General features: G+C 28.6%; 18 protein-coding genes. 17 read left to right on the top strand and 1 reads right to left on the bottom strand.

From position 1 onward, the window contains the following. Positions 1-36: 36 nt before the first annotated feature. Positions 37-2,679 carry an FAD-dependent oxidoreductase gene (locus tag BEN51_RS12735; RefSeq protein WP_119866396.1) on the bottom strand — a complete coding sequence of 881 codons (2,643 nt, stop codon included), beginning with the start codon at positions 2,677-2,679 and terminating at the stop codon, positions 37-39. Between the two features lie 420 nt (positions 2,680-3,099). On the opposite strand from BEN51_RS12735, the gene BEN51_RS12730 reads away from it, so the two are divergent. From BEN51_RS12730 to uvrA, 17 genes are all read left to right on the top strand, one after another. Continuing rightward, a complete protein-coding gene (locus BEN51_RS12730; protein WP_119866395.1) occupies positions 3,100-3,405 on the top strand; it encodes a DUF6514 family protein in 306 nt (101 codons plus the stop codon). A gap of 55 nt (positions 3,406-3,460) precedes the next feature. Then, positions 3,461-3,829: a holo-ACP synthase gene (gene acpS, locus BEN51_RS12725; protein ID WP_119866394.1), complete on the top strand. Its 369-nt coding sequence runs from the start codon at positions 3,461-3,463 to the stop codon at positions 3,827-3,829. Then, entirely contained in the window at positions 3,829-5,319 is a 1,491-nt protein-coding gene (locus BEN51_RS12720; RefSeq protein ID WP_119866393.1) for an NAD(P)H-hydrate dehydratase, read from the top strand. Before acpS ends, BEN51_RS12720 begins: the two co-directional genes overlap by 1 nt. 70 nt (positions 5,320-5,389) lie before the next feature. Beyond that, a complete protein-coding gene (locus BEN51_RS12715) occupies positions 5,390-6,001 on the top strand; it encodes a germination lipoprotein GerS-related protein (RefSeq protein ID WP_119866392.1) in 612 nt (203 codons plus the stop codon). Between the two features lie 224 nt (positions 6,002-6,225). After that, positions 6,226-6,468, top strand: a complete 243-nt coding sequence (locus BEN51_RS12710; protein ID WP_119866391.1) for a hypothetical protein — start codon at positions 6,226-6,228, stop codon at positions 6,466-6,468. Between the two features lie 7 nt (positions 6,469-6,475). Further along, complete coding sequence (locus BEN51_RS12705; RefSeq protein ID WP_119866390.1) at positions 6,476-6,838, top strand: type II toxin-antitoxin system PemK/MazF family toxin; 363 nt, start codon at positions 6,476-6,478, stop codon at positions 6,836-6,838. A gap of 249 nt (positions 6,839-7,087) precedes the next feature. After that, positions 7,088-7,912 (top strand): transketolase, encoded by an 825-nt coding sequence (locus tag BEN51_RS12700; RefSeq protein WP_119866389.1) that lies wholly within the window; start codon positions 7,088-7,090, stop codon positions 7,910-7,912. After that, positions 7,912-8,856: a transketolase family protein gene (locus BEN51_RS12695; RefSeq protein WP_119866388.1), complete on the top strand. Its 945-nt coding sequence runs from the start codon at positions 7,912-7,914 to the stop codon at positions 8,854-8,856. The genes BEN51_RS12700 and BEN51_RS12695 overlap by 1 nt, the downstream gene beginning before the upstream one ends. A gap of 204 nt (positions 8,857-9,060) precedes the next feature. Next, complete coding sequence (locus BEN51_RS12690; protein WP_119866387.1) at positions 9,061-9,906, top strand: YitT family protein; 846 nt, start codon at positions 9,061-9,063, stop codon at positions 9,904-9,906. 34 nt (positions 9,907-9,940) lie between these two features. Continuing rightward, positions 9,941-10,777, top strand: coding sequence for a YitT family protein (locus tag BEN51_RS12685; protein ID WP_119866386.1), 837 nt, complete (start codon positions 9,941-9,943; stop codon positions 10,775-10,777). A 129-nt stretch (positions 10,778-10,906) separates the two neighbouring features. Continuing rightward, positions 10,907-11,593, top strand: a complete 687-nt coding sequence (gene ftsE, locus BEN51_RS12680) for a cell division ATP-binding protein FtsE (protein ID WP_119866385.1) — start codon at positions 10,907-10,909, stop codon at positions 11,591-11,593. After that, a complete protein-coding gene (gene ftsX, locus BEN51_RS12675; RefSeq protein WP_119866384.1) occupies positions 11,583-12,473 on the top strand; it encodes a permease-like cell division protein FtsX in 891 nt (296 codons plus the stop codon). The genes ftsE and ftsX overlap by 11 nt, the downstream gene beginning before the upstream one ends. 130 nt (positions 12,474-12,603) lie before the next feature. After that, complete coding sequence (locus BEN51_RS12670; RefSeq protein WP_119866383.1) at positions 12,604-13,860, top strand: S41 family peptidase; 1,257 nt, start codon at positions 12,604-12,606, stop codon at positions 13,858-13,860. 9 nt (positions 13,861-13,869) lie between these two features. After that, positions 13,870-15,138 carry a PDZ domain-containing protein gene (locus tag BEN51_RS12665; RefSeq protein WP_119866382.1) on the top strand — a complete coding sequence of 423 codons (1,269 nt, stop codon included), beginning with the start codon at positions 13,870-13,872 and terminating at the stop codon, positions 15,136-15,138. A gap of 224 nt (positions 15,139-15,362) precedes the next feature. Then, the gene (uvrB, locus tag BEN51_RS12660) at positions 15,363-17,339 is read left to right on the top strand and encodes an excinuclease ABC subunit UvrB (RefSeq protein WP_119866381.1); all 1,977 of its coding nucleotides are present in this window, start codon (positions 15,363-15,365) and stop codon (positions 17,337-17,339) included. A 166-nt stretch (positions 17,340-17,505) separates the two neighbouring features. Continuing rightward, on the top strand, positions 17,506-17,946 hold the full coding sequence (locus tag BEN51_RS12655; RefSeq protein ID WP_119866380.1) for a GNAT family N-acetyltransferase: 441 nt from the start codon (positions 17,506-17,508) through the stop codon (positions 17,944-17,946). A 201-nt stretch (positions 17,947-18,147) separates the two neighbouring features. Beyond that, on the top strand, positions 18,148-20,973 hold the full coding sequence (uvrA, locus tag BEN51_RS12650; protein WP_119866379.1) for an excinuclease ABC subunit UvrA: 2,826 nt from the start codon (positions 18,148-18,150) through the stop codon (positions 20,971-20,973). The last annotated feature ends 73 nt before the right edge of the window (positions 20,974-21,046 follow it).

Genomic DNA, 21,046 nt, shown 5'->3' with positions numbered 1-21,046 from the left:
TTTATTTATATTAAACTTTATTGGAGTTGTTTTTTATTAAAATATATTTTGAGCTAACATAGTAGCCTTATCAGTTCCATTTTTGATACCTTCAATTATTTTAACTGATGAAGATAAATCATCAATTAGTATTCCTCCAACTAGTTTATTATTGCTAAAGAATAATTTAATATATTTATTCTCTTCTGGATTAATTGAACCTATTTTTTCTAAGGCTGCATCATCAAAATTAATTGATCCTGCAGAGAAAATATTGGCTTCCATAGCTGCAAATATAGTAGAAGAAACGAATTTTTCAAATTTTAAGTCATCACCAACAGCATTTGCTCCAGCAACTTTACCCATTTCAATTGCAGCTGGCCAATTTCCATAATATATACCATTAAGTTCGGCAACATCACCACAAGCATATATATCAGGTAAATTTGTTCTCATGTTCTCGTCTACAATAATTCCTCTATTACATTCAATTCCAGTAGATTTAGCTAAATTTATATTTGATCTAACTCCAACTGAATAAATAATCATATCAGTTTTAATTAATTTACCGCTCTTTAGTTGTATAGACTTAACCCCATTATTATCTGCATTTATAAAATCTACAGCTTCTCCTAGAAGAATTTCTACTGGAGTATTAGTTATTATATTTTTAAATAAGTTTGAACCTTCTGTATCTAATTGACGAGGTAGTAGTCTATCAGCTAATTCAATAACCGTAACTTTTACATTTTTCTTTTGTAATTCCCATGCAGCTTCTAAACCTAGTAAGCCTCCACCTACAACAACAACATTTTTTACATTAGGAAGTTCATTTTTTATGATTTTAACATCAGCAAGTTTTTTTATTGTATGAATTCCTTTTAGAGTTTTATAATTTTCTGAGTTAATTTCTATTTCTGAAGTTTCATATTTAACTTTTGTTGGAGGAACAAAATTATAACTTCCATTTGCTAAAATTAACTTATCATATTTAATTTGTTCATTATTATCAAGTACAATAATCTTTTTATCTTTATCTATAGAATTTACATTAACGCCAAGGATTTCGATAATATTATTTTCTTTATACCAATTTTCTTTTTCAAGATAGAAAGTATTATCTGGTTCTTCAGTTATTAAATCTGAAAGTTGAGTTCTAACATAACTATGTTCAGGTTCGTTAGAAATTAATTTAATAACAGCATTAATATTTCTTTCTCTTATAGCTTTTGCCGCATAGAAACCAGCTGCACCATTACCAATTATTACAATGGTTTCTTTTGTATCACTAGTGAATTTATTTTCTTCTCTTGGAATTTCAATAAATTGATCACTACCAGCACCACAAACGGGGCATACATCTGGAACTGTTTCTGCTTCAAATATTTCTCCGCAGACAATACATTTCCAAAGTTTTAATTTGCCACCACTGGGAGTATCATCAGCACTCTTTTTTCTAGTATCTTCCTCTTTATCAAAAGGCACAAATTCTCTTTCACCTATCAATGTTTCTGCAAATCTTACTCCAAATTCAAAGGCTTCATTTAATTCTTCATCAGAAGGTTTAAATTTAACTTTTAAACTTGGTCCAAAGAGTTTCATATTTAATTCGTTTAATCTTGTTTCTATTCTTGGTATAGCTTCACCGCTCCAACCATATGAACCAAAGGCTGCAGCTAATTTTCCGCCATGAATAACTGGATTTAATTTTGTTAATACATCACGTACAGGAGGAAGTAATTCAGATACTATTGTTGGTGAACCAAATAAAATTCCTTCTGATTCTTCGATGCTTTCTACGATATTATTAATATCATTTTCTATAACATTGAATAATCTAGCTTCTACATTTTCAACAGATTCTATTCCCTTTGCAATTTCTTTTGCCAAAATTTCAGTGTATCCATATGCAGAAACATAAGAAATACTTACAACCTTATTTTTATTCTTAGCTTCTTTTGGAGTACTCCATTCCTTGTAAAGCTCTATAATTTCCATAGGATTTTCAACTAATACTGGGCCGTGACCAGGTAAAATCATATCGATTTTTAGGTCTTTTATCTTATCTATAGCCTTTAGAACATAAGGCTTAAAAGGTCCAAATATCATGTCAAAATAATATTTTAATGCTTCCATGTAGTGTTCTCTATTTTCAACTTTACTGTTTATTATATTTTCTGAAGAATAGTGAGAACCAAAGGAGTCACAAGTTATTAAAACTTCATCTTCTACAATATAAGTGTAGATAGAATCTGGCCAATGTAAGAATGGAGCAGAGATAAATCTAAGGGTTTTATTCCCTAAGCTTATTTCAGAACCATGTTTTACAGTAATAGCTTCAAAGTCTCTATTTGCAATATCTTTTAGAAAGCTTAATGCAGTGGCTGAACCAACAATTTTAGCATTTGGTGAAAGTTCTAGTAATTTTGCAACTGATCCTGCATGATCAGGTTCAGTATGATCAACGATTATATAGTCTATTTTTGTTATATCAATATTTAAGCTTTTTAATCTTTCTAAATATTGATCAAAAAATTGAACTTTAACAGTTTCAAATAAAGCTATTTTTTCGCTTCCTTTAACTACATAAGAGTTATAACTAGTTCCATATGGAGTGTACATAATTATATCGAATACTCTTAAATTAGGATCGAGAGCACCAATCCAATAAATATCTTTCTTTAATTCTAAATGTTTCATAAAATCACACCTTATCTAAAATTAATATTATTTAATAATAGTTATCTAATAATTAATATTATATGATAATTAATTAACAATATCAATAGATATTTAATTTTTATTTTTAGGAATATATTTTTGAATATATAAATTATTTTTTATAAGTTTATTTTAACTATTTTAAGGAATATTATTATAAAAATACTATCAAATTTAATGAATATTCTTGCTTTTTCTTAAATAAAAGAGGAAGAAGTTAATGAATATTTTTATTAAATTAAATTGAATTAATAAAAATATTTTTGATAAGAAAAAAATGTAAAAAAATAAAGAAATATTTTAATTATTAACAAACATAGTTTGACATTGTTTTAATAAAATATGTGTTATCTTTAAAATATGTTGAAAAGATATTTGAATTTGCGGGGGGGAATCTTGATGTATATTGAAAATAGCATAGGTGGAAATTGCATTAAAGAAGAAAATAAAGAAATGAGGTATTACTATAGGCTTATTAAAGAGGATTTTATGAATGGACATGCGTATGGAATAGAAGCAGAAAGGCAAGATTTTGTAGGAGATAAGCTTGTGAAAATTGAAAGAGAAGAGATTAGAAAAATTTCTAATGTTAAAGAAAAAGTTGAAAAATTACTTTATTTATTAAATGATAATTTAGTTTCACCTATTCATATGGTTGACATATTAGGTTCCTATGTTGATAAATATGTGTCAGATTTTAATTAGAACTTTTTATAATAGAGCCTCTAATTATAGTAAAATATAATTAAGAGGTGATTATATGATATTAGGTATAGGAACAGATATAATTGAAATAGATAGAATAGAAAAAGCCATAGAGAAAAATCCTAATTTTTTAAATAAAGTTTTTACAGAGAAGGAAATTGAACTTTTTAAATCTAAAAATATGAGATATGAAGTAATTGCTGGCAATTTTGCTGGTAAAGAAGCCTTAAGTAAAGCTTTAGGAACTGGAATAAGAGGGTTTGCTTTAAAAGATATAGAAATATTGAGGGATCATCTTGGAAAACCAGTTGTAATAATTAATGATAACATTAAAGAGATAATAGGAACCGAACATAAAATTAGTATATCTATATCTCATAATAAAAACGATGCTGTATCTTTTGTAATTTTGGAGGCGATATAATGCAATATATAATGTCAGGAAAAGCTTGTAAAAACTTAGATAGATATGCAATAGAAAACTTAGAGATTCCGAGTATTATTTTAATGGAAAATGCAGCAAGCGAAATTGTAGACAAAATAAAAGATTTATATAACGACTTAATTATTTTTTGTGGAAGTGGTAATAATGGAGGTGATGGATTAGCTATTGCAAGAAAATTAATACTGTTAAATAAAAGTGTAACAGTAGTTATAATAAGTGAAAAAGATAATTATACAAAAGACTTTTTAGTAAACTTTAATATATTAGAAAAAATAAATGCAAATATCATTAAGATAAGAGCAATTAAAGATCTTAGCAAGATAAATCCTTTAAAATATGATGTAGCTATAGATTGTATTTTTGGTGTTGGATTAAATAGAGATTTAAATGATTTTTATTCTAAAATTGTAGAATTTATTAACTTGAATTTCAAAGACATAATTAGCGTTGATGTTCCTTCAGGAATAAATGTCGATACAGGAAAAGTTATGGGAACTGCTATTAAAGCAAAAACTACATATACTTTTGAAGCAATAAAAAGAGGATATATTAGTTATAACTCAATTGATTATATTGGAAATTTAGAACTATTAAGCATAGGAATACCAAAGGCGGCCAAAGAAGTAAATTCTGAGGGGATTTTTATGCTTGAAAGTATAGATTATAAGAAAATATTAAATAAAAGAAAAATATATAGTCATAAAGGGGATTTTGGTAAAATTTCAATAATAGCTGGAAGTGAAGGATATACTGGAGCAGCTTATATAACTGCTCAAGCTTGTGTTAGATCTGGAGCTGGCTTAACCACTTTAATATCCTCAAAATATGTACAAGATATATTAAGTTGCAAGTTAGCAGAAGCTATGACTTTAAACATAAAGGAAGAAAATAAAGTTAAGAAAACATTGGAAAATTCTAATGTAATAGCTATTGGTCCTGGATTAATAGAAGAAATCTACTGTAATATTATAAAAGAAATAGATAATTATGATAACAAATATTATGTTATTGATGCAGGAGCCTTAGATGTTTTTTCTAAAGATAGAGAATTAATGAATATAATAAAAGATAGAGGAATATTTACACCTCATCCAGGGGAAATGGCAAGACTTATTGATAAACCTATTAGCTATGTTGAAGAAAATAGAATAGAAGTTGCTAAAAAATATGCAAAAGAAAATAATATAGTAGTTTTATTAAAGGGATATAAAACTGTTATAACTGATGGAAATTTTGTTTACATAAATAATACTGGAAATAGTAAAATGGCTTCAGGAGGTATGGGAGATTGCTTAACAGGAATAATAGCATCACTGCTTGGACAAAAACATTCACTTATGGAGTCAGCCTTACTTGGAGCTTATATACATGGTTTAGCAGGAGAGGAAGCTAGTAAAAATAAATATAATGCTATAGCTTCAGATATAATAGATAATATTTCAAAAGTTATGGAAAATATATCTAGATAAATTTTAAAGTAAGAATAAAATCCTTATAAAGCTAATATTGTAATAATAAATGATAGCTTTAGGAGGATTTATGAAAAGAAAGATATTAATAGGAACTTTGGTTTCAATACCTGTTATTTTTATTATATTAATAATAATATTTAGATTAACAGCAGAACCAAGTAATGAGGAGATAATAGAAACATTAAAAAATATTAAAAATTATAGTACAAAAGTAGAATATATAATTAAAAATTCAAGGGGAGAAGAAAGAGAAGAAACAATTCAATACTATTGTAGCGAAATAGGTGGAAGAATTGATTTTGGCGAAGACAGAATAAAGTTCTATAAGGACGACAAAATTATAGTAAAAGATAATATATCTAATAAGAAATATGAAATTGATAAAGATATGGATAATTTTCATTCTTTAGCCTTTATGAATCAAATGTTGAATTTACCTATGGTAGATGGAGAAATAAAAGAAGGTCAGGAAGAATGGGGAGATACTGAATACCTTGAATTAATTTGCCAGCTGCCTTTTAAAAATGAACATTTAGATAAGGCTAGAATCTTTATAGATAAGAACAATAAAATTCCAATTGGAACTATTATTTATGATAAAAAGGGTAATGATAAAGTAAAAATAATATATAAAGAATTTCAAAAATTAAAAAAAATAGATAAAGAATTATTTTATTAAAAAAATTAACCAGTTTTATATTTGTGATTATTTGTAAGTTGTAAGGGAATAGATGCGTAAAATACATAAGTATAAATAGATTTTTAAGTAATATTTTTGTTTTTTTAAAATAAAAATTTAAAAATACTTAGAAATACTTAGAAAATAACAATTTGATTTTGACAATGTGACATAATTTGCAATATAATTTATTTATACATAGAATTTCTATATGGAGGCAAATTATGTCTAAAAAGTATAAGAAAATTTATTTCAAAAAAAGTGATATTAGAATAAAAAGTGTAAATAAATTTAAAAAAAATAATATAATAAAGTATGAGAATGATAAAATTGATATAGATTTTTTAGAGATGATGAAGGAAGGCTATAAAGAGATGTCTAAAATTAATTTGGAGTTTTCGCAACTTCCTTTCGAATGTGAACTTGCAGATATTAGGGAATATGAGAACTGGCTTTGCGGAGTGTGATATTCTAATGACCACTATGGTAGTAAAAAGAGGGGACATTTTCTATGCTGATTTAAGTCCAGTAGTCGGATCAGAACAGGGGGGAATTAGACCTGTTATAATAATTCAAAATGATATTGGGAATAAATATAGTCCGACAGTTATAGTATCAGCTATAACATCACAAATAAATAAAGCAAAATTGCCTACACATGTAGAAATTTCTTCAGAAGAATACGGTTTAAATAAAGATTCTGTTGTTTTATTAGAACAAATAAGAACTTTAGATAAAAGAAGATTAAAAGAAAAAATAGGACACATGACAGATAGTGACATGAAAAAAGTTAATAAAGCTTTATTAATTAGTTTAAACTTAGAAAAAGAAATTTAATAATTTAAAGGCATATAAAGTGTACGTTTAATAATTTAGAAACCCTTTTGGGTTTCTTTTGTTTATATAAACAAAAGATAATGTGATATACAATTGATTTAAAAGAGTAACATTTATAACAAATAATATATATTTTATTAAATTCAATATATATTAAGTATATACAAAAGAAAAAGGCTATGATAAAATAGTTTTAGCAAAATAGGGCAACCTATTCACAGGTAAATTTAAATCTTAGGAGGATGAAAAATGTCAAATAATATTGAGGAATTAAAAGAAATATCTAAAACTGTTCGTGGTGATATTATTTCAATGTTAACAGAATCTCGTTCAGGACATCCTGGTGGCTCTCTATCAATAACAGATATACTTGTTACATTGTATTTTAAAGAAATGAATATTGATCCCAAAAATCCAAAGGATGCGAATAGAGATAGATTTGTATTATCAAAGGGGCACGCTGCACCTGCCTTATATAGTGTTTTAGCAAGAAAAGGATATTTTGATCCAGAAGAATTAAATACATTAAGAAAAATTGATTCAAGGTTACAAGGACATCCTAGTATGAAGTCATTACCTGGAATAGATATGTCTACGGGATCATTAGGTCAAGGAATATCAGCAGCTGTTGGAATGGCCTTAGCTGGTAAAATTGATAAGAAGGATTATAGAGTATATTCAATCTTAGGAGATGGAGAATTAGAAGAAGGCGAAGTATGGGAAGCAGCTATGTCAGCAGCTCATTATAAGTTAGATAATTTAACTGCTTTCGTAGACTTTAATGGACTACAGATAGATGGAGATATAACAAAAGTTATGAATCCATCACCAATTGATAAAAAGTTTGAAGCTTTCGGTTGGAATGTTCTAACTATCGATGGTCATAATTATGAAGAAATAATTGATGCAATAGAAAAGGCTAAAAATTATAAGGGTAAGCCAACAATGATAGTTTGTAAGACAGTAAAAGGAAAAGGAGTTTCCTTTATGGAAAATGAAGCTGCATGGCATGGAAATGCACCGAATAAAGAACAATGCGAACAAGCGCTAGCTGAAATCGGAGGTAATAGATAATGAGTAAGAAGATTGCAACAAGAGAAGCTTATGGTAAAGCGTTAGCATCATTAGCAAGTGTTAATGAGAATATAGTAGTTTTAGATGCGGATCTTTCAAAATCTACAAAAACTGCAGATTTTAAAGCTGTTTGCGAAGAAAGATTTTTTAACATGGGAATAGCAGAAGCTAATATGATGGCTGTTGCAGCTGGTTTATCAACTTGTGGCAAAATTCCTTTTGTAAGTACTTTTGCAATGTTTGCAGCAGGAAGAGCCTTTGAACAAATTAGAAATTCAATATGTTATCCAAAGTTAAATGTAAAAATATGCGCAACTCATGCTGGATTAACTGTGGGAGAAGATGGAGCATCTCATCAAGCTGTTGAAGATTTAGCCTTAATGAGAAGTATACCAAATATGACTGTAATATGTCCTTCTGACGGAGTTGAAGCAGCTGCTGCTATAAAAGCAATTGCTGAATATGAAGGACCTTGCTATGTTAGATTAGGAAGAGCTGCAGTTAATATAATAAATGATGAGGATACTTATGAATTTAAAATAGGAAAAGGTGTAACTTTATCAGAAGGAAATGATGTAACAATAGTTGCGACAGGAATAATGGTTGATGCTGCTCTTGAAGCAAAAGAAGAGCTTAAAAAGCAAGGAATTAGTGCAAGAGTTATAAACATACACACATTAAAACCTATTGATAAAGATATTTTAATAAAAGCAGCAAAAGAAACAGGAGCAATAGTAACAGCAGAAGAACATAATATTATTGGTGGTTTAGGATCTGCTGTTTCAGAAGTTTTATGTGAAGAATATCCAGTACCTGTAGTTAAAGTTGGAGTTAATGATACTTTTGGAGAAAGTGGATTGCCAAATCAATTATTAGAAAAATACGGCTTAACTTCAGCTAATATAGTAGAAAAAGTTAAAAAAGCTATCTCTTTAAAAAAATAATATATATTTAAACTAATAGCTAATTTACCATGCAAATTATGAAGAAAGAGCTGTTCTATATTATAGATGAAACAGCTCTTTTTTCTTTATATTGAAAGTGTATATAAATAGAAATATAATATAATTTTGGATATGTTATATATGAGGATATAAATTGTAAAGTGTGGGAAAATAATAAAAAGTCTAATAGGGGGACGAAGGTTAATGAAAGATAGATTAAAAGAATATTTATTAATTTTTATTGGTGTTATATTAGTTGCTGTAGCCCTTGAATATTTCTTTATTCCTAATGATATAGCAGCTGGTGGAGTAACAGGATTAGCTGTAGTAATAACTAAATACATTCCAGTGATTTCTACAGGATCATTAGTTTTTATAATGAATTTAATTTTATTTATTGTAGGATTTATTTTTCTTGGGAAAGCATTTGGGCTTAAAACAATAGTAGCTAGTTTATTATTATCAGGAATTATGATATTTATTGAACAGTTTTTTAGCCCTTTCGCATTAACAGAAGATCTAATGTTAGCAGCGATATTTGGAACTGCTATAACAGCTCTTGGTATGGGGATAATTTTTAATGTTAACGCATCTACAGGCGGTACAGATATAGTTGCAAAAATACTAAATGACTATTTTAATATTGATGTTGGTAAATCGTTGTTAGCTGTTGATTTTATTATTACTTTACTAGGTGCTTTAACTTTCGGATTAGATAAAGGTTTATATGCAATGTTAACCGTAGTTATGAATGGAATTTTAATAGATAAGGTAATAGAAGGATTTAAGAAATGTAAAGAAGTAATTATAATAAGTACTGAAAACCATAAAATATCACAGTTTATTATGAATGATTTAGATAGAGGATGCACATATCTTAAGGGAATAGGAGCTTTTAGTGGTGAAGAAACTCGTGTTATATATGCAGTTTTAGGAAGAAGTGAATTCATAAGATTAAAGCAATACATTTCAAAAGTAGATCCTCAGGCTTTTATAACTGTTGGAGAAGTTCATGAAGTTATGGGAGAAGGTTTTGGAGATTTAGGATAGTATAAACTTATAGTAGGAGGAAAACGAAAGAAATATGAAGACGATTAAAGAATATTTTTTATCAACAATTGGAGTTGCCATTGTTGTGATAGGATTAGAGTATTTTCACTTCCCTAATGGAATTGCATCAGGAGGTATTTCAGGGTTAGCTCTAGCTATTAATGCAATTTTTCCAATAAGCCCTAGTGTTTTTATGTTTATATGTAATTTAGTTCTATTTGTATTATCATTTATTTTTATAGGAGGCTCCTTTGGGATTAAAAGTATTTATTCAGCGATGTTGACATCTGCTTTTATGTGGCTTTGCGAAAATGTATTTCCGCCTATAGTCGTTACTGATAATCTGCTTTTAGCTAGTATTTTTGGCTCAGCAGTAGTAGCTTTTGGGACAGCTATAGTATTTAATCAAAATGCATCAACAGGAGGAACGTCAATAATAGCAAAGTTTATAAATAAGTTTTTTCATATACCTATAGGTCAAGGATTATTAATTGCAGATTGTACAGTTACAATTTTAGCAATATATTCTTTTGGAGTAGAAAAAGGCTTATTTGGTTTATTAAGTACCATAATAATAGGTAATTTAATAGATAAGTTTATTGCTGGAATAAATCCTGTTAAGCAAGTATTTATTATAACTAAGGAAGAGGATTTAATTGTAGATTTTATTAATAATAAAATAGATAGAGGATGTACAATACTAACTGGGAAAGGTGGATATACTAAATCAGATACTGCAATAATTTATTCAGTTTTAAATTCTAAACAATTTATTACATTAAAACAGTTTATAAAAGAAAATAATCCTGAAGCTTTTTTAACTGTCAGTGAATCTACTGAAGCCTTAGGTAAGGGATTTGTAGAATATTAAGAAAGTATTAAAAAATCATTTATTGTCTATAAAATAAGAAAAATAGTTTTTTTAAAACATTGTATTATGTTATAATAACGCTATAAGCTTAAAATTCTATTTAATAAGCTAGGCGAGAGGTGTTTTATAATGATAAAGTTTGATAACGTATCAATGTTATATGATAATAATGTTAAGGCTTTAACTGACGTTAATATAAGTATTGATTCGGGAGAATTTGTTTTTTTAGTTGGACCATCTGGTTCAGGTAAGTCAACTTTTATAAAGATGTTAATAAAAGAAGTAGATCCAACTGTTGGAGAAGTATATGTGGCAGGAACTAAACTTTCTAGTATAACTAGAAAGCAAATTCCATATTATAGAAGAAAGATTGGAATGGTTTTTCAAGATTTTAGACTTATTCCAACTTTAAATGTGTATGAAAATGTAGCTTTTGCTATGAGAGTTGTAGAAGCATCCCCAAAAGAAATTAGAAAAAGAGTTCCAATGGTGTTATCATTAGTTGGATTATCACATAAATATAAAATGTTTCCTAACGAATTATCTGGAGGAGAGCAGCAAAGAGTTGCTTTGGCAAGAGCAATAGTAAATAATCCTTCAGTTTTAATTTGTGATGAGCCAACAGGAAACTTAGACCCAGAAACAGCAAAAGGAATAATGGAATTGTTAGAAGATATCAATAGGGGTGGAACCACTATTGTTATGGCAACCCATGCTAAAGATATAGTTGACCATATGAAAAAGAGGGTTATAGCTATAGAAAAGGGATATATAACAAGAGATAGTAGAAGGGGGATGTACGAAAATGAAGATTAATTCAATGAAGTATTTTTTTATAGATGCTTTTAAAAGTCTAAAAAGAAATAGAACATTAAGTATAGCTGCTATTATAACTGTACTTATAACATTCTTTATATTTGGTACATTTGCTCTTCTAGGCTTGAATTTTAGCAGGGCGGTAGAGGATGTAGCTTCAAAGATAGAAATCAAGGTATATTTAAAGGATGATATAAAGCTAGTAGATCAGAGAGAAATAGAAATAAAATTGTCTGAGCAAGAAGGGGTAGAGGAAGTAATATATGAAACTAAGGAAGAAGCTTTCTTAAATTTTAAAGAAAGTTTTAAAGATAATCCAGGGTTAATACAAGGATATGATTTAGAGAAAAATCCTTTACAAAATTCATATATTGTTAAATTAGAAGCACCTGAATATGCAGATTCAATAGAAGCAGCAGTAAAGGATATGGCAGGGGTAGATGATATTACTAATGCCAGAGAAATGATTGAAAGTATTAGCTCTTTTGTAAATGCTGTAAGAGTTATTGGAATGGTGCTCTTTGTGGTATTTATTGGAGTATCAATTTTCTTAATAACTAATACTACCAAAATAACAGTATTTTCTAGAAGAAGAGAAATTGGAATAATGAAATATGTTGGGGCAACAGATTGGTTTATAAGATGGCCTTTTATTATAGAGGGAATAGTAATTGGATTAATTGGCTCAATATTATCAGTATTTTTATTATTCTTTGCATATAAAGGAGTATATAACTACATAGTTTCTAGTGTATTTATTGCAAATATAATTTCGCCAAGCTTTATACTTGGACCTTTAGGATTAGGATTTATATTAGGTGGAGCTGTTATTGGTTCAGTAGGAAGCGCCTTTGCCTTAAGGAAGTTCTTAGATGTATAAAAAATTGAAATAAAAGATAGAATAAATTATATAATATTAAGTGGAGATAATTCTCCACTTAAAACATATTTAAGGTTAATTATTAAATAATTTGTTTTTATAATGTTTTTGAAAGGAAGTATGTATTTATATGGAGGATAAGAATAATCAGGTGCAAAAACGAAGCTTAAAAAAACCAATAATTATAACATTAATAATCGTTATTTTTTTAATTTCAAATATATTCTTATTTTACTTAGGTAATATTCTTGCTATGAATGGAGTAACTATAGGAAAGGTTAGTGAGGATGTAGCAAGTGATTTAAGTGATATAAAAGATGTACAGAAATATGAGCTGTTGTTTCAAGTTAGAAATGCACTGTTAGCAAAATATGATGGAGAAATTGATGATGAAAAATTACTGGAGGCTGCAATAAAAGGAATGACAGATTCTCTTAATGATCCATATACGGTATTTATGAATGCTGAGGAATATAAGCAATTTATAGAGCAAAGTGAAGGAGAATTTGTTGGGATAGGAGCCCACCTAGGAATTAAAGAAGATAAGGTAACAGTAATTGCTCCTATAGAAGGTTCACCAGCAGAAGCAGCAGGATTACAGTCAGGAGATGTAATAATAGAAGTAGATGGTAAAGAATTAGTGAATCCTACTCTAGATAATACAGTTGCAATGATAAGAGGGGAACAAGGTACTAATGTAACTCTAAAAGTTCAAAGAAATGAAACAGAAATTCTTGATATAGTAATTAAAAGAGATGTAATAAAAGTTGAAGCTGTTAGAGGTGAAATTGTAGAGGATAATATAGGATATATTCAAATAACTTCCTTTGATGAAGATGTTGCTGATGAATTTAAAAATAAAATTTTAGAATTAAAAGATAAGGGCATGAAAGGAATTATACTTGATTTAAGGGGAAATCCTGGAGGTTTCTTAAATGAGGCAGTTGAAGTTGCATCGCAATTTATAGAAAAAGGAAAAATTATCACTTATACAATTGATAAATATGATAATAAAGTAGAATCAAAATCTGTAGGTGGAGATGCAATAGGAATGCCTTTAGTTGTATTAATAGATGGAGGAAGTGCTTCAGCCTCAGAAGTAGTAACAGGAGCTCTTAGGGATTATGGAGTTGCTACTACAGTAGGGGAAAAAAGCTTTGGTAAGGGTATAGTTCAACAGCTAATAGAATTTGAAGGTGGAACTGTAGGATTAAAAGTGACAACATCAAAGTATTATTCACCAAAGGGAGAAAATATACACAAAATAGGAATAACTCCAGATATAGAAGTTTCTATACCAAAAGAAACTATGCAAATGGAATATAATAGAAGTATAGATACACAATACTTAAAAGCATTAGAAGTATTAAAAGATAAAATGAAATAGGAGGCTCGGATGGACTTAATATTATATACTTTAAGAGCTGTAGCTTATGCCATAATTGAGCCTGCTCACATAATTACTTTAGTTATTTTAGGTGTAATATTTTATTTTAAAAATAAAAAAGTATCTATGATGCAAAGATTAACTTTAGGGGAAAGTATAAACTCTCCCCTAGAGCTTACACTTTCACAGATATCACTAGGAATAATAGCTGGAGCAGTAGCAAGTGTAATTCTTGCTTTGTTAGGAGTTATGTTTAATGAAAATTCAGGAATAGAATTTATTTTTCTGATATCAATAGTACTTTTATTTTTTAAGAAAAAATATATGTGCTTTTCTTATTCAAGTTCTATATTAGGACTTATAAGCATTTTAGCTAATATCTTTGCAGATGTTACTAATACTGAAGTTTACTTAAATATTGATATACTAAGTTTAATGACTTTTGTTGGTGTAATGCATATAATAGAAGGATTTTTAGTTATTGTAGATGGAAGCAGGGGAGCGATTCCTGTATTTACAAATAAAGATAATAAAATATTAGGTGGTTTTGCTTATAATAGATTTTGGGCTTTACCTGTTGCAATATTTATTATTTTTTCAGGGAATTCTTCAAGTGTAATGACTACAGCTGTAGAAACACCAACTTGGTGGCCTATATTAAACAATAAAGAAACTATGTTAATATTGGCTAGTACAATAATTTCTGCAATTCCTTTTTACGGAGTTTTAAGTTATAATTCAATAACTTTTACAAAGAAAAAGAAGGAAAAAACTCTTTATTCAGGAGTTGGAATTTTAATATATGGATTAATATTATCAGTGGTTTCTCAATTAGCTGCTTACGGAATTGTTGGACAAATTATAGTTATTACTTTTGCACCAATTGGACATGAATTTATGCTAAAGATACAAGAGAAATTAGAAAAAAGGGGAAAATACATATACTATACAGATGATAGTGGTGTTTCAGTTTTAGAAGTATCTCCATATTCTTATTTTTATAGAGATGGTATAAGAAGAGGCGATAGAATAATAGAAGTAAATAATGAGAAAGCTCAATCAGAAGTTGATGTTATTAAAGTTATAAAGAAAGAATTAAGAGAGATATCTATAAAAGTAATAAGAATTTCCGGGGAAATAGTCGATTTAAAGATTATTCCAGAGAAAAATAGGTTAGGAATATTATTAGTACCTAAAATGGTACAAGATAATAAAATGTATAAAGTAGAAGAAAATAACTTTAAAAAAGTATTAGAAGAGATGAAAAAAAAGAAGTAGGATGTAACCTACAAAAAATAAATAGACAATATTCCATGAGATAATAACTGTGCAAGAAGTTCTAGATTCATAATAGCTTCTGCATCAAGTGTTTTCGTTAAACTCGCATTCGCTCAAATAAACGAACAACACTAGGATGCAGGAGCTATTATATATAATGTTGAATATATATTCTATTAAGTATAGAATATATGTAAAGTTATTATAAACATGGAGGTGAAAATATGCCGGAGTTTAAGATAGTATCAAATTTTAAACCAACAGGTGATCAGCCAAAGGCTATAGAAAGCTTAGTTGAATCAATAAAAAGAGGAGATAAGGGTCAGACACTGCTTGGAGTAACTGGATCAGGTAAAACTTATACTATGGCTAATATTATTGAAAGAGTTCAAAAACCTACATTAATTTTAGCTCATAATAAAACCTTAGCTGCACAGTTATGTTCAGAGTTTAAGGAGTTCTTCCCTAACAATATAGTAGAATACTTTGTGTCATATTATGATTATTATCAACCAGAAGCATATGTCCCGCAAACAGATACCTTTATAGAAAAAGATGCATCTATCAATGATGAAATAGATAAGTTAAGACATTCAGCTACATCAGCCTTATTAGAAAGAAGAGATGTAATAATAGTTGCATCAATTTCCTGTATATATGGACTAGGTAATCCAGAAGAGTATAAAAAATTAACAATTTCATTAAGACCAGGAATGATAAAAGATAGAAATGAAGTAATTAAAAAATTAATAGAGATACAATATGAAAGAAATGATATAGAGTTTGCTAGAGGTACTTTTAGAGTAAGAGGGGATTCTTTAGATATTATACCATCCTATTCGTCAAGCAAAGGAATAAGAGTAGAGTTTTTTGGTGATGAAATTGAAAGAATTAGAGAGTTTGATGTTGTAACAGGAAACATAATAGGGGAAAGAAATCATGTGGCTATTTCACCAGCATCTCACTTTGCTACTTCAAAAGAGGTATTAGAGAGAGCTATAAGGCAGATAGAAGATGAACTTGAAGATAGGTTAAGAGAATTAAATAGTCAAGGAAAGTTGTTAGAGGCTCAAAGATTAAGACAGAGAACTAATTATGATATTGAAATGATTAGGGAAATGGGTTACTGTAGTGGAATAGAAAATTATTCAAGAATATTAGATGGAAGAGCACCAGGAACTCCGCCTCAAACCTTACTAGATTACTTCCCTGATGATTATTTAATGTTTATAGATGAAAGTCATGTCACTTTACCTCAGGCTAGAGCAATGTATGCAGGAGATAGATCGAGAAAAACTACATTGGTGGATTATGGTTTTAGACTTCCTTGTGCTTTTGATAATAGGCCATTAAAGTTTGAGGAATTTGAAAAGAAGATAAATCAAGTTATATATGTAAGTGCTACACCAGGAGAATATGAATTAGACCATTCAACAAATGTGGCTGAACAAGTAATAAGGCCTACAGGCTTATTAGATCCAGTAATAGAAATAAGGCCAGTTGAAGGACAAATAGATGATTTGTATGGAGAAATAAGAAAAACAATAGATAAGGGTTATAGAACGCTTATAACTACATTAACAAAGAAAATGGCAGAAGATTTAACTAAATACTTATCTGATTTAGGTATAAAAACTACCTATATGCATTCAGATATAAAAACTATAGAGAGAATGGAAATTATAAGAGATTTAAGACTTGGAAAATTCGATGTATTAGTTGGAATTAACCTTTTAAGAGAAGGATTAGATATTCCTGAAGTTGCATTAGTTGCAATATTAGATGCAGATAAGGAAGGATTCCTACGTTCAGAAACATCCCTTATACAAACAATTGGTAGAGCTGCAAGAAATGCAGAAAGCAAAGTTATAATGTATGCTGATGTAATAACAAGGTCTATGGATAAAGCTATAAAAGAAACAAAAAGAAGAAGAGAGAAGCAGATTAAATACAATGAAGAACATAATATAATACCTAAAACTATTGTTAAAGATATACGAGATGTAATAGAAGCAACAAAAACAGCAGAAGAACCATCTATTTATGAAGTTATTAAGGAAGGCAATGTAGAAATTTCATCTAAGGACAAAAAGAAATTAATTAAGAAATATACAGAAGAAATGATGGAGGCTGCTAAAAATCTACAATTTGAAAGAGCAGCGGAATTACGTGATTTAATTAATGATTTAAAAGGTAAATAAATATTAAAAGAGATTGGTTATAAAAATCAATCTCTTAAATTTTATATTTGTTTTGTAAACTTTTCCATAATTGAATAGTAATGTTTCTTATGATAAAATTTAATTTAAATATAAAAATTGATTTGGGGATTTATATCAATTTTTTTATTTAAGGAGGGCTATAATCATGGAAGTAAGAATTATCAGGTACGGTACTGATGATTATCAAAAAACTTTAATTCTAAGAAATGAGGTTCTTAGGAGACCTTGGAGGCGCAGCATTTATGATGATGATTTAAGAAGTGAAGTAGATAAGGATGTCATTTTTGGGGCATTTAAAGAGGAAGACATCTTAGGAGTTGGAACTTTAAGTCATAGTGATAATAAAAAAATAAGAATAAAATACTTAGCTGTTAATTCTAAAAATCAAGGAAAAGGAACTGGTTCTGCCATTTTAAGAGCTATGGAGAATTATGCTAGAGAATTAGGATATAAAAAGATAATTCTTGAAACAAGATTGAGTGTTAGAGAATTTTATCTTAAGAATGGTTATAGAACTACAGGTAAAATATTTATCTCAGAAGTTATACCAGTCAAACATATTAATATGGAAAAGAGAATACCATAAAAATTAAGAAATAGGGAGCCTTTAAAAGAGCTCTCTTTTTAAATGCAAAAACATAAATTGGAAAATTAAAAACATTGACAAGGATATATTAATTGACAATAATTATAATAAAATTTAGAATATAATTAGGAACATTAGTTCGAGTTTAAAAATTTATATATAGAAAAAAATATATAATATAAACAGAAAGGGATTTATTTTATGAAAGATAAAATAATAATAAAGGGAGCAAAAGTAAATAATTTAAAAAATATATCACTTGAAATTCCAAGAGACAAATTAGTTGTTTTAACTGGCTTATCTGGATCGGGAAAATCCTCTTTAGCTTTCGATACTTTATATGCAGAAGGACAGAGAAGGTATGTAGAGTCATTATCTTCATATGCAAGACAGTTCCTTGGGCAAATGGATAAGCCTGATGTAGAAAATATAGAAGGATTATCCCCTGCAATATCTATTGCTCAAAAGACTACTAGCAAAAATCCAAGATCTACTGTTGGAACTATAACAGAAATATATGATTACTTAAGACTTCTATATGCAAGGGTTGGTAAGCCATATTGTCCTAAATGTAAAATACCAATTGAACAACAAACTGTAGATCAAATTGTGGATAAAGTCATGAACTTTGAAGAAAGAACCAAAATTCAAATATTAGCTCCAGTAATTAGAGGTAAAAAAGGCCAACATGAGAAAGTTCTTGATAAAATGAAGAGAAGCGGATATGTAAGAGTAAGGGTTGATGGTTCTATTTATGATTTAACTGAAGAAGAAATAAATTTAGATAAGAATAAAAAACATAACATTGAAGTTGTAGTTGACAGAATAATTGTTAAAGAAGGTGTAGAAGCAAGATTAACAGATTCAGTTGAAGCAGCTTTAAAACTTGCTGATGGTATAGTAGTTATAAACATAATAGGAGGAGAAGATATAACTTTTAGTGAGAAGTTTGCTTGTCATGAATGTGGTATGAGCATAGATGAAATAGAACCTAGACTGTTTTCATTTAATGCCCCATATGGAAAATGTGATCATTGTGATGGACTTGGGTCATTAATGGAACTAGATGAAGATTTAATAATCCCAAATAAAGAATTGAGTATAATGGAAGGTGCTATTGCAACTTGGGGAGAAGGAAGACTAAAAGAAGACTCTTGGACTTATGCAATTTTACAAGCCTTAAGTCATGAATATGACATAGATTTAAATAAACCTGTTAAGGAGTTAAGCAGAGAGGAATTAGATTTAATTTTATATGGAACTAATGGTAAGAAATTAAATGTAACATATATTAGAGATGGAGTTAAAACTCAATATAATTATGCATATGATGGTGAAATAAATTCATTAAAGAGAAGATATATAGAGACAAATTCTAATGATATGAAAGCATATATTGAGCAATTTATGGGAAATAATACTTGCCCAAAATGTAAGGGTGCAAGATTAAATAAGGAAGCTTTAGCTGTTTTAATAGGTGATAAAAATATTTATGAATTTACAACTCTTTCGATTAAGGAGGAGCTTGAGTATATAAATTCAATAGAATTTTCTGAAAAGGACAAAAAAATCAGTGAACAGATAGTAAGAGAAATTAAAAATAGACTTACATTCTTGGTGGATGTTGGCTTAGATTATTTAGATTTAGCAAGAAGTTCAGGTACCTTATCAGGGGGAGAAGCTCAAAGAATAAGACTTGCAACCCAAATAGGTTCAGCTCTAATGGGAGTATTGTATATATTAGATGAACCAAGTATAGGACTTCATCAAAGAGATAACGATAAACTTATAGCAACTTTAAAGAAATTAAGAGATATAGGAAATACAGTTATAGTTGTTGAACATGATGAAGATACAATGAAAGCAGCAGATTATATTGTAGATATAGGCCCGAGAGCAGGAGAACATGGTGGCAAAGTAGTTGTTGCAGGAACTTTAGAAGATGTAATGAACTGTGAAGAATCAATAACAGGCCAATATTTAACTGGGAAGAAAAAGGTAGAAGCTCCAAAGGAAAGAAGAAAGGGAAATGGTAATTTAATAAAAATCAAAGGAGCAAAGGAAAACAACTTAAAAAATATAAATGTATCAATACCTTTGGGAACTTTAACAACAGTTACAGGTGTTTCTGGTTCAGGAAAGAGTACTTTAGTTAATGAAATTCTCTATAAGGGATTAAATAGGATAATAAATAAAAGTAAAAATCCAGTTGGAGATTATAAAGAGATATTAGGATATGAAAATATAGATAAAATAATAGATATAGATCAAAGTCCTATAGGAAGAACTCCAAGATCAAACCCAGCTACATATACAGGAGTGTTTGATATAATAAGAGATTTATTCTCTACAACAACTGAAGCTAAAATGAGAGGATATAGTAAAGGTAGATTTAGCTTTAATGTAAAAGGAGGAAGATGTGAAGCTTGTTCTGGAGATGGTATAATAAAAATTGAAATGCAATTTTTATCTGATGTTTATGTTCCTTGTGAAGTATGTAATGGAAAAAGATATAATAGAGAAACTTTAGAAGTAAAATATAAAGGTAAAAATATTGCTGATGTTTTAAATATGACAGTAGAGGAAGCATTGGAATTCTTTGAAAATATACCAAGAATAAAGAATAAGCTTGAAACATTATATGATGTAGGCCTTGGATATATAAGATTAGGTCAGCCTTCGACACAGTTATCGGGAGGAGAAGCTCAAAGAATAAAATTAGCTGCTGAATTATCAAAAAGAGGTACAGGAAAAACTCTTTACATTCTTGATGAACCATCAACAGGTCTTCATATAGATGATGTAAACAGATTAATAACTATACTTCAAAGATTAGTAGATGCAGGTAATACAGTAGTAGTTATAGAGCATAATTTAGATATAATAAAATGTGCTGATTATATAGTAGACTTAGGACCAGAAGGCGGAGATAAGGGTGGAACTATAGTTGCAACTGGAACTCCAGAAGAAATAATTGAGGTGGATCAGTCTTATACAGGTAAATATCTTAAGAAAATCCTAAGATAATTATAAGATTAAGCCAGTTGTTATTTTTATTTAATTATTTTAATATATAATGATAGTATAATAACTAATTAGA

Origin of the sequence: Clostridium isatidis, from assembly GCF_002285495.1 — a bacterium.
GTDB classification, from domain to species: domain Bacteria; phylum Bacillota; class Clostridia; order Clostridiales; family Clostridiaceae; genus Clostridium; species Clostridium isatidis.
The sequence above is the reverse complement of the archived record's forward strand: the minus strand, read 5'-3'. Positions and strand labels throughout refer to the sequence as shown.